Here is a 12354-nt window from a genome sequence, read left to right as displayed (position 1 = left end):
CTGTGATGTGTGTGATGCCTGTGCCGTCGACGCTGGCTGCGACGCCGTCTACGTCGCCACTATGCGCCGTGATGCCGATCCGTGATTCTATCAAGGGCGGTCTGCAAAATGACCACCGCGGACTGCTGGTCGACGGCCGGCCTGTGCTTGCGCGACCCCAGGCCGGCTTCGCTCAGCTGATGGTGAGCGGTCACCGTGGTGAGCCGCTCGTCGAGCAGCTCCACATCCACTCCGTCGAATCCTTCGACCGCCAGACGGTAGCGCAGGCGGTCCGCCCAAGCTTGTGCCTTGTGGGCGGAAGCGCCTACGCTGCCGTTGAGCTGCAGGGGGTAGCCAACTACCACATGCGCGACATCGTTGTCTTCGATGCAATCAATCGCATCCTCAACCGTCGTGTCGTAGTCACCGTATGCCTGCAGGTTCCCTGCGGGATGGGCGAACGTGAGTTCGGGGTCCGACAATGCCAGACCAACGCGCGCATTGCCCAAATCGACGCCCATCCACACTGACATGGGTCAGGCCTTCGCCATCGCGTCATGGCGCAGCTGGTCGAGCGCCGCGCCAATCTTCGACGCGTCTTGACCGCCGCCCTGCGCGAAGTCCGGCTTGCCGCCGCCGCCACCGCCGAGCACCTTGGACGCGGTGCGCACGAGGTCGCCCGCCTTGATGCCCTTGGCGCGGGCCGCGTCGTTCGTGGCGACCACGAGCGAGGGGCTGCCTGCTTCGGTCACGCCTGCGAGGGCGACGATGACAGGCTTGTCTTCGCCGATGCGCTGGCGGATGCTCATGGCGGTCTTGCGCAGCGCATCGTTGGAGCCGAACGCGCCGACGTTCTGCGCGACGATCACGACGGGGTCGGCGCTGGTGCGTGCCTGCTCCACGTAATCGTCCGCCTTGGACGCAAGCTCACGCTCGTAGAGCGCGGCGAGCTTGGAGTCGGAATCCTTGAGGCGCTGCAGCAGCTTGGCGATGCGGTCCTGCAGCTCGTCGGGACGAGCGTTGAGAGAGTCGGAAAGCTGCGAAACGAGGGCATGCTCGCGAGCGTTGTATTCGTAAGCGGACTTGCCCACGAGAGCGTCCACGCGGCGGGTGCCGGTGCCGACGGAGGCTTCGGAAAGAATCGTGACCTGGCCGATGACGCCCACGTTGCTCACGTGCGTGCCGCCGCACAGCTCACGGCTCCAACCGTCCTGACCAATGCTCACGACGCGCACGACATCGCCGTACTTCTCACCGAACAGATGCATGGCGCCCATCGCGATGGCGTCGTCGAACTTCATCTCTTGCGTGGTGACCGCAAGGTTCTCACGCAGCTTGTCGTTGACGCGCGCCTCGACTGCGTTCATCGCTTCGCGGCTGGGGGCGCTGCCCCACTGGAAGTCGAAGCGCAGGCGGTTGGGGGCGTCTTCGGAGCCACGCTGCGTGGCCTGGGGTCCGAGCTCTTCGCGCAGCGCCTTGTGCACCATGTGCGTCGCGGTGTGCGCGCGGGCGATGGCGCCACGGCGGTTCATGTCGATGTTGGCAGAAACCTGCGCACCGGCGATGAGACGTCCTTCGACGAGACGGCAGCGATGCACGGTGAGGCCCTTGATCGGCTTCTGCACGTCATCGACCTCCAGCACGGCGCCATCATCGGTAAGGATCTGGCCTTGGTCGGCGAGCTGACCGCCGGCCTCCGCATAGAACGGGGTCTTGTCAAGGATCACTTCGACGCTGCACGGGGCGGTCGCCACCGGCACGGCGCCTTCGCCTTCCTTGACGATGCCAAGCACGGTGGAGCGCGTGGAGAACGTCGTGTAACCCACGAATTCCTGCGGCGCGGACAGCGACTTGCGGATCTCGTCATACACGGAGACATCCACGTTGCCGCGCTTCTTGAGGGCATCCGCACGGGCGCGGGACTTCTGCTCCGCCATCAGCTCGCGGAACTTGGCCTCGTCGACCTTCACGCCTTCTTCGGCGGCCATCTCGAGCGTCAGCTCGATCGGGAAACCGTAGGTGTCGTGCAGTTCGAACGCATCCTTGCCAGAAACGACCTTCGTGCCCTTCTTGGCGTTGTCGACCGCCACGTCAAGGATCGTGGTGCCCTTCTCGAGGGTGCGGCGGAACGCACCTTCCTCACCGTAAGCGGCTTCGGCAATGTCATGGAACGTGTCGTTGAGCTCGGGATAATTCGGCGCCATTGCTTCCTTGCTGGCAGGCAGCAGGAACGGCAGCACTTCGGAGGTCACGCCCAGACGGCGCATGGCGACCTCGGTGCGGCGAATGAGGCGGCGCAGCACGTAGCCGCGGCCTTCGTTGCTGGGGCGCACGCCGTCGCTCATGATCATCAGAGCGGAACGCACGTGGTCCGCCACGACACGGAAGCGCACATCGGCGTCGGCGTCCTCACCATACTTTCGTCCGGAGAGCTTCTCCGCGGCTTCGATGACAGGGAACATCTCATCGGTCTCGTAGATGTTCTGCTTGCCCTGGAGCAGGTAAGCGACACGCTCGAGGCCCATGCCGGTGTCGATGTTCTTGTTGGCGAGCTCGCCGACGATGTGCAGGTCGGTCTTGGACTTGACGTTGTCGACCTCATAGTTCTCGAACACGAGGTCCCAGATCTCGGTGTAGCGGTTCTCGTCCGCGACGGGGCCGCCTTCCTTGCCGAACTGCGGACCGCGGTCCACGTAGATTTCGGAGCAGGGGCCGCCAGGGCCGGGGCCGCCGGTCGTCCAGAAGTTGTCTTCCATGCCCATCTGCTGGATGCGCTCGGGGTCCATGCCTTCGTTGCGCCAGATGGAACGGGCCTCTTCGTCATCGGTGAACGTGGTCACCCACAGTTTCTCGGGGTCGAAGCCGAAGCCGCCCTTGTCCTGCGGGGTCGTGAGCAGCTCCCACGCGTAATGGATGGCCTCTTCCTTGAAGTAATCGCCGAACGAGAAGTTGCCCAGCATCTGGAAGAACGTGCCATGGCGCGTCGTCTTGCCCACTTCGTCGATGTCGAGGGTGCGCACGCACTTCTGGTTGCTCGCCATGCGCTTGCGCGGCGGCGTCTTCTCGCCAAGCAGGTAGGGAATGAACGGCACCATGCCGGCGATGGTGAACAGCGTCGTCGGGTTCGGCGAAATAAGGGATGCCGAGGGCACGACCAAGTGCCCGTGCGTTTCAAAATAGTCAAGGTACCGCGATGCGATCTGCGCTGTGCGCATGGATGCGTCTCCTTACGTTTCTTGTCTGCCTGCCGCCGTGCCGTGTCTGCTGCCGCATTCGCCTGAGTCAAGCCAATGTCGGCCGGTTTCATCGGCCCGTTGCCAGGCCATGTGAACCCGAGCAGGACTGCCCGCGCCGGTCTTTGCCGTGTTTAAAATATACGCCTCCCTCTAGAACGCTGAAATATGCAATCATTGGCGATGGATCCACCGTTGGATTTCATATTCCGACGAGCCACAGGGAGGCTTGGTTGCTTCGCCGGCGTTTGTTCAACGCCTCTTTTTCACCGTCTCTTCGAGCGAGCGATGAACTGGCGGTTGAGCTCGTCTTCGCGTTCATGCTGGTAGGTGAGGAAGTCGCCCCACAATGCGGCGAGCGTGCGGATTGGCACGTCCGTCTGATCGGGTCCAAGCACAAATTCTCGGGCTGCCTTCGGCGTGTGAGCCTTCACATAGGCGCTTGCCTTCGTGGCGATCACAATGCCGGCGGCGATTCCCACACCCACCCACAGGATTCTCTTCGTCATGCCTTCTCACCTGCCTTCCGGGCGGCACGGGCGGAAGCCTGGTGCGTAGAAGCCTGGTGTGCAGAAGCCTGGTGTGCGGCTGCCTGGCGCGCAGCAGGCTTCGAAGCCGTGGACTGCGCCGAGGCCTTAGTCGACGTCGTTTTCGCAGCTGCCGGGTCGACCGTGGTGGAATCCACGACCTTCTTACCGCCGTGACCGCGTCCCTTGAAGAAATCTCCGACGGTCTGGCGCACTGCCCAGACCGTGGACGCGACCTTTATGGCGGGCTTGCCAAGCATCGCGCCATACAGGTCGGTCAGGGCGGACACATTGTTTGCGGTGGTGGACAGCGCATCCGACACATCGTTGACGTCATCGAGCGTCTTGTTGATCTTCTGCACGGTGTCCACGCCGCCGTCAAGCGCCTCGACGGCCTGATCGCCGGTGTCCTTGACTGTCTGCGACAGTTGGTCGAACAGCTTGCCCAGCCGGATGAGCGGATAGATCATGAACCCGACCAGAATGACAAATGCAATGGCTGCGATGAGCCCTGCCACATCACCCAAGTCCATGTGCGAACCTCTTTCTCGTTCCCTAGCCGGCGCATTACCTATCGCTAACGATGCCGGCGTGACGAATACACATGCAAGGCTAGCACGGCAGCGGCGGCGAAGCGACGGACATGCGGATTATTCGTTGTAAGCGATAACCGTGATCGCCGAATCGAACGGCGCCGTGGTGTCCAGATCCATGCGCGTAACCGAACCGTTCGCCGGGCGCTCCGACAGGTCGTATCCCTCGGGCGCGAATCGGTGCATGAGGCTCAGAAGCGTGTTGCCGTGCGAAATCTGCAGCACATTGTCACCGTCCGTCAGCGCGGCGTTCGATGCGATGAGTTCGTATCCGCCGGCGATGCGCCGCCAGTACTCGTCATCGGACTCCGCGTCATGGAATGGATCGGCCTCTTTGAGGAAGTCGCGGGTGGCGGCAAGGCCGTAGCGTTCGACAATCTCGTTGTAGGTCGTGGCTCCGTGCGGGGCGCCCGCCGCCCACCATGCCATGTTCATGTCCTGGCCTTCGTAATACCCGTAATGCTGTTCGCGGAAGTGCATGTCCGCGATGAGCGCGGGACGCGGTGCGCCCGACTCGTTGAGGTCGAGAATCGTGCCCGCCGTGATCTGCGCGCGCGTGGTGTCGGAGCAGTAGGCGGCTGCGAACGGCACGTGCGCGAGCTTGGCTCCGGCGCGTTTGGCGTCTTGCATGCCCTTGTCGGTGAGCGGCGAATTGCTCCAGCCTTGCAGCCTGTTGTAACGGTTGAATTCAGTCTGGCCATGACGCACCAGGAACAAATGAAGGATCATGCCTTGATTATAAAAGGCATGATCCTTCTGCTTCTATTCCTTGATTCCTTGCGCTTGCCTGCTGCGATTGCCTCGGTGTAAAAGGCAGCTGGTCACAGGCAACCTGTCACAGACAAGCCGTCACAGGGCAACTTGTCACAAGGCAACCGGCTGGTATTCGCGACGGTCGTGCTTGAGTTCCTTCGCGATGAGGCACGCGGCAATCAGCCCGGCGATCACCGCCGCGATATACGCCCAATGCGCGCCCGTCGTGGTGGCGGCAGCAAACGAGGCGCCCTTGTTCTGCTCCACGGCTTGGAACACCGACACGATCGTGGCACTCACCGTGGTGCCGAACGCGCAACCGAACTGCTGCATCGTGTTGAACGCGGCGTTGCCATCCGGGTTCTCGGCAAGGGGCACCGTGCGCAACGCAACGGTGAACGTATTGGAATACGTGTTGGAAAAGCCGATTTCGCACAGCGCGTAGCCAAGCATGAGCCCGCCGATGGTGAGCGCCGGAGTGGCAACCGCCTGGAACACGAGTCCGCACAGCAGCACGGTGAGGCCGCAACCGATGGGCAGCAGCGGGCCGCGGCGGTCGAGGACCCTGCCGCTCAACGCGGTGAGCATGGCGCCGATCAAAGCGCCGGGCAGCACGGTGAGGCCGGCCTGCAGCGACGTCGCACCCAAACCCATCTGGCTGAAGTTCGGCACCACGTAAGACAAGCTCAGCTGGATGAACTGCACAAACACCGCGGCAGCCACCGCACACCGCAGCGCAGGATGGCGCAGCACCCGCAGGTTGAGCAGCGGATTGCCCGACCCCAGCGACAGGCGCACGAACACGGCGATGAGTGCAATGCCGCCGAGAACCGACACGAGGCACACCGCCGGGAGCGATCCCAGCGGAGCGCCGACGACTGCCTGCTCGATCCACGAGCCGGTCTTTTGCAAGCCGAAGATGAGCAGCGCGAAACCACCGGCGACGCATACGGTCTGGGCGATGCTGAGCGTGGCATGGCGGTCGACGGGCGAGCTCTGGCGCAGGCAGAGGAAGCCGAGCACGCCGAACAGCGCGATGAAGACAATGATGATGAGGAAGATGTGGCGCCACGGCATGATGGTGATCATCAGACCGCCGAAGGTCGGGCCAAGCGCCGGGGCGAGGCCCACGACCAGGTTGCACACGCCCATGAGCACACCGAGCTTGGCGCGCGGGGATTGCTCGAGCACCACGTTGAACATGAGCGGCATGCAGATGCCGGTGCTCAGGCCTTGGAGGATGCGGGCGACGAGCAGCACCGTGAAGCTGGGCGACCACATGGCGATGAGGCCACCGACGATGCCCACCGCGATGGCGGCGGCGAACACTTGGCGGAAGCTGAAGCGCTTCTTGAGGAACGCGCTCAGCGGTATGACTGCGGCGATCGTGAGGATGCACGCGCTCGTGACCCATTGGACGGTTGCTGCATCGATGCCGAATTCCTGCATGAGGTGCGGGAACAGCACGTTCATCATTGTTTCGGTGAGGATGCCCATGAAACAGATGCCTGCAGTGGCGACGATGGATCCGATGAGGCGTCCCGTCACCTTGCTGACGTTGAGCTGCGGCGGGACGAAGTCCTGCGCACCCTGTGAGCCCTGTGCCTTGGTTTGGGGCTGGGATGCCTGGGATGCTTGGGACACCTGAGATTCTTGAGACGCCTGGGATTGGGGTGCCCGAGACTGGGAATCGGGGTCCTTCTGAGGATTGTTGTGGTTCGGATTGCTCTGGGATGTGTCCTGCGATGCGTCCTGCCGCTTCCCCTGTGGCTTGGCTTGCGGCTCGGCTAGTGCAGTGGAGTTGGTGCTCTGCGATGATTGAGAACTCTGTGAATCTTGGCTGGACTTCGGGTCACTGATCTTTGTGGTGTTGTCTTCTTTCATGATCCATTTTCCAATAAAACTCCGCTACGCACACCGGATGCGGCGCACAGCCCATCACAGCGATGCTCCACGGCTGACATTTCAGTATTTTTAGGACAACCCCCGACAATCCGCCCCGATTGCTACCTGTTGCCCACCCCGGCACCGCGCCGCGCCAATGCTGCCGCCCACCGCGCCAATGGCCCCAGTCATCACACCAATGGGCAAGTTCCCGCTCCAATGTGCCAAATGTGCCAGCCACCGCGCGCACATAGGCACGCAACATATCGCCGACCCACTTATGTGCCAGCCACCACTCACACATAAGCCCGCAGTCACCGCCATCCCACTACACAAACCCAGCAAATAAGCCAAACACCAACCCAAGCAATCCGCCTGCCCCACAAAGTGACAGCCACCGCTCACACATAAGCAAGCAACCACCACACCGGCATCCAACAACACACGCAAACAAGCCAAAACCCGAGTCAAGCAGCCATCCCTCCCCGCCTAAGTGCCAGCCACCACTTACACATAAGCCCATAATCGCAGCCTCGCCATACCACAACACAAGCAAACAAGCCAATCTCACACACCAAGCAACCCGCCCACCCCACAAAGTGCCAGCCACCACTCACACATAAGCCCACAACCACCACACCGCCGTCCAGCAACACAAGCGAACAAGCCAAATCCCGAGTCGAGCAGCCACCACTCCCCGCTTATGTGCCAGCCACCGCTGACACATAAGCAAGCGACATATCGCCGAACCGCTTATGTGCTAGCCACCGCCTACACATAAGCCCATAATCGCAGCCTCGCCATACCACAACACAAGCAAACAAGCCAATCTCACACACCAAGCAACCCGCCCACCCCACAAAGTGCCAGCCACCACTCGCACATATGCAAGCCGCCACCACAGCGCCGTCCAGCAACACAAGCGAACAAGCCAAATCCCGAGTCGAGCAGCCACCACTCCCCGCTTATGTGCCAGCCACCGCTGACACATAAGCCCGCAGCAACCAGCACCCCACTACACAAACCCAGCAAACAAGCCAATCTCATACAACAAGCAACCTGCCTACCCCACAAAGTGCCAGCCACCGCTGGCACATAGGCAAGCAACTCACCTCCCGCATCCTAGATGCGCAAGCCACCGTCCGCACAACGAAAAGACCCGCCGCTTGCGCGACGGGCCGTTTCGGTATGTATGGCTGTGAGAAAACCCGCGTGAGCGGGCGCCTGATCAGCGGCTGTAGTATTCGACGACGTACTGGATGTTGACCTGCACCGGGATTTCTTCCGGCTCAGGGATACGCGTCAGCGTAGCCTTGAGGGAGGGCAGGTTCACATCGAGGTAGCCCGGAACCGCGGGCAGAACGTCGCGGTGCACGCCTTCAGCGGCCTGCACGAAGGGCTCCATGGTCTGGGACTTGGCGCGCACCTGAATGGTCTGGCCAGGCTTGACACGGTAGCTGGGGCGATCGACCTTGTTGCCATCAACGAGGATGTGGCCGTGCACGACGAACTGGCGTGCCTGGGCGGTGGTGCGAGCGAAGCCGGCGCGCAGCACGAGGGCATCGAGACGGGTCTCGAGCTCGCGGAGCATTGCGTAACCGGTCTGGCCAGCGGTACGGGTGGAGCGATCATACACAGCGCGCAGCTGCTTCTCGGACACGCCGTACTGTGCGCGCAGACGCTGCTTCTCGCGCAGACGCACGCTGTAATCGGACTCGGTGCGGCGACGGGTGCGGCCGTGCTCACCAGGAGCATACGGGCGCTTCTCGAAGATACGCTGGGCCTTGGGGGTAAGCGCAATGCCGAGGGCGCGGGAAAGACGCACCTGACGACGAGCACGCTGAACTTTGGTCATCTGTATTCCTAACTTTTGATTCTGTCGTTGTCTGAACGCAGGCAGACACCCGAAAGATGCGGGCGAATGCCGAGCCAGCCTCTCCAATGCTTCACCGTGCCATGCACGAACGGCTTGCGCCGCCGACCCATTGATGGGCTAAGGCTCCAGACAGTGTGCTTACGCACACAAACGTCTAGCATACACCCTCTTGGCGACTGACGCCACAGGCTCCGTTGCGAAGTAAATAGCGTCCTGTGAAGTACATAGCGCCATGGATTGAACCTCAGATTTGATTGCATCAGGCGCAAGGATGGCGAACTGGCAGCAGAGTAAACGCGTTGTGGATTGCGGAACACGGCACGCTCGCCAGTCGCGACAGGTCGGCAAGTCACAGGCCGCGATGTCCGCAACCGCAGCGAATCACAGCTTTTCCATTGGTGCCATGCGGAGCATGAGGCGCTTGATGCCATCAGAGCCGAAGTCCACGGTCACGACGGAATTGTCACCCTTGTCTTCGGTCGAGATGATTTTGCCCAGGCCGAATTTATCGTGCGAGACAAGGTCGCCGACGTGCAGGTCGCTGATGCTCAGGCCGTTGCGGGGCGCGGACGAACCGGAGGAAGCGGCCGTCGAGCCTGTGCCCGGCGCTTGGCGCGGGACGCGGCGCGTCGTGACCTTGCCATTGCGCGTGCAGCCCGAGCCGTAGGATCCGGAGCTGCCGGATCCGGAGTTGCCGTAACCCGAACGCCCAGAGCGATACGAGGAGCCTTCCTGAGGGGTGCCGTATCTGAAATGAGAGGAACCGCGGCGACCGGAATCGCCAGAACCGTAGGAAGATCCGGCAGACCCATAGGAAGAGCTGCGCGAAGAGCGGTAGGAAGATCCGCGCGAACCGAAATCATTTGACGAACCGTCATATGACCTGCCCCGCGAACCCGAGCGCGAGTCCGAGGATCCGCCAAAGGATGCGGCGCCAAAGGTCGAGTAATCGTCATCGTCGAACGGGTAATCGGAATCAAAGCCGTAATCATCACCACTGGCGCCAAACGCTCGCTCGCCGCGAGCGCCATCACGCCAGTTGCGCGACGAACCGCCCGAGCCTGTGCTCGCGCCGCCCGAGCGAGCGCCCCACCGTCCGTGCGATCCGCCTCGGGAAGCGCCGCGTGAAGACGAACCATCGAATCCGTCAAAGCTGCGCGAGCCGCCAAAGCCGCCGAAGCCTTGGAATCCGCCGAACTCACCGAATTCGCTTTCCCCGCTTTCGACGGATGTCTCCTTGCGTTTCCAATCGATGAGCTTGTCGGGGATGTCGTCGAGGAACTCGCTGGGAAGCATGGTCTCTGCCTTGCCCCATTGCGTGCGCTCCCCCGCTCGCGTGACGTATAGCCTCTTGCGAGCACGGGTGATGCCCACGTAGGCAAGGCGGCGTTCCTCAGCCATTTCGGTCACGTTGTCCATTGCGCGTGAATGCGGGAAGGTGCCTTCCTCCATGCCGACGAGGAACACGACGGGGTATTCGAGGCCCTTGGACGTGTGCAGAGTCATGAGTGTGACGGAACCGCGCTGCTCGCCTTCGTCGGGCAGCTGGTCGGAGTCGGCGACGAGTGCCACGGATTCGAGGAATCCCGCGAGCGAGGAATCGGGGGTGTTCTGTTCGTATTCGGCGGCGACGGATTGCAGCTGCGAGAGGTTTTCGACGCGGCCTTGTTCCTGCTCGTCCTTGGCTTTGCGCAGTTCGTCGATGATGCCGCTTGTCTGCAGCACGTGCGCCACGATGTCGCTGGGGTTGGCGTCGTGTTCGGCGGCGTAGGCGATCAGGTCCTCCATCATGCTACGGAATGCATGCAGGGGGTTGGCCATGCGTGTCGTCATTCCCGGGATTTGCTCGGTGTTGCCGAGTGCCTGCCAGAAGGTGATGCCCTGTGTCTGCGCGTAATCGGCGACGAGCGCTTCGGCGCGCTCCCCCAGGCCTCTCTTGGGCACGTTGAGGATGCGCCGCATACTCACGTCGTCGCTGGGGTTGGTGATGCACTGCAGGTAGGCGATGGAATCCTTGACTTCCTTGCGTTCGTAGAAGCGTGTGCCGCCGATGAGCTGATAGGGTATGCCGGCGTTGATGAAGGCTTCCTCGAAGCGGCGCGACTGCGCGTTGGCGCGGTACATGATGGCGATGTCGCCGTAGGTGAAGCCATCCTCCGCGACAAGCCGGGCGATTTCGCCGGCGACCCATTGCGCCTCCTGCAGGTCGTCGTCGGCGGCGTATCCGACGATGGGGCTTCCCGCTCCTTCCTGCGTCCATAGTTTCTTGGGCGTGCGTCCGGCGTTCTTGGAGATGACGGCGTTTGCAGCGTCGAGGATCGTCTGTGTGGAACGGTAGTTCTGCTCGAGCATGACGGTCTTGGCGTTGGGGAAATCCTTCTCGAAGTCGAGGATGTTGTGGATGTCCGCCCCGCGGAACGCGTAGATGGACTGGTCGGAATCGCCGACGACCGTGACCCAGTTGGGCTGGGCCTGCTGTGGCTGTGGGCTGAGCTGCATGTATTGCGTTCCGGCGGCATGAGCGGCACCGGCTGCACCAGCAGCGCCTGCGACGCCGGAGGCGCCGGAGGTGGTGTCAACGCCGGAAAGTTCACGGACGAGCACGTATTGCGCATGGTTCGTGTCTTGGTATTCGTCGACGAAGATGTAACGGAACTTGTGCCGATAATAGGCGGCCGCCTGGGGGTCGACCTGGAGCATCTGCACGGTGCGCATGATGAGGTCGTCGAAGTCCACGGAGTTTGCTGCCTCGAGCCGGCGCTGGTATTCGGCATACAGGCAGGCGTTGAGCATGTCGCCCGGCTCCAGATGCCCCAGGTTGGACGGCTGCCCGGGCTTGTAGTCCGGCGCATACTCCTTGAGCTGCATGCGCCACCCCTTGAGCTCGTTCTTGCAGTCCGAGATCGCCGAGAGCACGTCACGCGGCTTGACGCGCTTGGGGTCGAGACCATGCTCCTGCTCGATCGTGCGCATCAGTCGAATGCTGTCGGCCTGATCGTAGATGGTGAACGACCGGTTCAGTCCCACTGCCTCGCCGTCGCGGCGCAGCATGCGCACGCATGCCGAGTGGAACGTCGACACCCACATGCGCTGGGCGGCCGGCCCGATGAGCGTTTCGAGACGATCTTTCATCTCGCGCGCCGCCTTGTTGGTGAACGTGATGGCCAGGATCTGGCTTGGCCAGGCGTTCCACTGGCTCAATGCCCATGCGATGCGGCGGGTGAGCACGCGCGTCTTGCCCGACCCTGCGCCCGCGCCGATGAGCAGTGCGGGACCCGAGTATTGCACGGCTTCGGACTGTTGGGGGTTCAGCCCATCAAGCAGTTCTTCGGCGCTGCGACGGATAACGGCGGGTTCTGTGGTATCGATTGGCATGGTCCCTCGATTGGTCAGCGGTTGGGAAACGGTCGTTTCAGTGAAGTTATGTAGATGAAGTCGCATCAATGATGATTACGGAAGACTATGGTTCGGCAAGTGATGATGGTGTCGCACGTGACGATTCAGGTCAC

7 protein-coding genes and 1 pseudogene are annotated in these 12354 nt (G+C 62.2%); all 8 read right to left on the bottom strand.

The genetic code is table 11. The features are described 5' to 3' along the window. Positions 1–59: 59 nt before the first annotated feature. Positions 60–512, bottom strand: coding sequence for a Holliday junction resolvase RuvX (ruvX, locus tag CLV65_RS01405; RefSeq protein WP_094691612.1), 453 nt, complete (start codon positions 510–512; stop codon positions 60–62). Positions 513–515: 3 nt separating this feature from the next. Continuing rightward, a complete protein-coding gene (gene alaS / locus CLV65_RS01400) occupies positions 516–3194 on the bottom strand; it encodes an alanine--tRNA ligase (protein ID WP_094691611.1) in 2679 nt (892 codons plus the stop codon). A 284-nt stretch (positions 3195–3478) separates the two neighbouring features. Beyond that, positions 3479–3721, bottom strand: coding sequence for a hypothetical protein (locus tag CLV65_RS01395; protein ID WP_094691610.1), 243 nt, complete (start codon positions 3719–3721; stop codon positions 3479–3481). A 197-nt stretch (positions 3722–3918) separates the two neighbouring features. Then, positions 3919–4272: pseudogene (locus CLV65_RS08970) on the bottom strand (DUF948 domain-containing protein); the annotation flags it as partial. A gap of 117 nt (positions 4273–4389) precedes the next feature. Beyond that, positions 4390–5061, bottom strand: coding sequence for a histidine phosphatase family protein (locus CLV65_RS01385; RefSeq protein WP_094691608.1), 672 nt, complete (start codon positions 5059–5061; stop codon positions 4390–4392). 135 nt (positions 5062–5196) lie between these two features. Next, a complete protein-coding gene (locus CLV65_RS01380; RefSeq protein WP_094691607.1) occupies positions 5197–6969 on the bottom strand; it encodes an MFS transporter in 1773 nt (590 codons plus the stop codon). A gap of 1228 nt (positions 6970–8197) precedes the next feature. Continuing rightward, the gene (gene rpsD / locus CLV65_RS01375) at positions 8198–8824 is read right to left on the bottom strand and encodes a 30S ribosomal protein S4 (protein WP_094691606.1); all 627 of its coding nucleotides are present in this window, start codon (positions 8822–8824) and stop codon (positions 8198–8200) included. Positions 8825–9226: 402 nt separating this feature from the next. Further along, positions 9227–12220 carry an ATP-dependent helicase gene (locus CLV65_RS01370; RefSeq protein ID WP_094691605.1) on the bottom strand — a complete coding sequence of 998 codons (2994 nt, stop codon included), beginning with the start codon at positions 12218–12220 and terminating at the stop codon, positions 9227–9229. Positions 12221–12354 lie beyond the last annotated feature (134 nt).

The organism is Pseudoscardovia suis (genome assembly GCF_002797875.1).
GTDB classification, from domain to species: Bacteria; Actinomycetota; Actinomycetes; order Actinomycetales; family Bifidobacteriaceae; genus Pseudoscardovia; species Pseudoscardovia suis.
Note: the sequence above shows the minus strand (reverse complement) of the source record. Positions and strands in the feature narration are given on the sequence as shown.

Bases quoted from the DNA above. Each gene is read 5' to 3' on its own strand.
- CLV65_RS01385 (WP_094691608.1), bottom strand. From the start codon at position 5,061: ATGATCCTTCATTTGTTCCTGGTGCGTCATGGCCAGACTGAATTCAAC.
- ruvX (WP_094691612.1), bottom strand. From the start codon at position 512: ATGTCAGTGTGGATGGGCGTCGATTTGGGCAATGCGCGCGTTGGTCTG.
- rpsD (WP_094691606.1), bottom strand. From the start codon at position 8,824: ATGACCAAAGTTCAGCGTGCTCGTCGTCAGGTGCGTCTTTCCCGCGCC.
- CLV65_RS01380 (WP_094691607.1), bottom strand. From the start codon at position 6,969: ATGAAAGAAGACAACACCACAAAGATCAGTGACCCGAAGTCCAGCCAA.
- CLV65_RS01395 (WP_094691610.1), bottom strand. From the start codon at position 3,721: ATGACGAAGAGAATCCTGTGGGTGGGTGTGGGAATCGCCGCCGGCATT.
- alaS (WP_094691611.1), bottom strand. From the start codon at position 3,194: ATGCGCACAGCGCAGATCGCATCGCGGTACCTTGACTATTTTGAAACG.
- CLV65_RS01370 (WP_094691605.1), bottom strand. From the start codon at position 12,220: ATGCCAATCGATACCACAGAACCCGCCGTTATCCGTCGCAGCGCCGAA.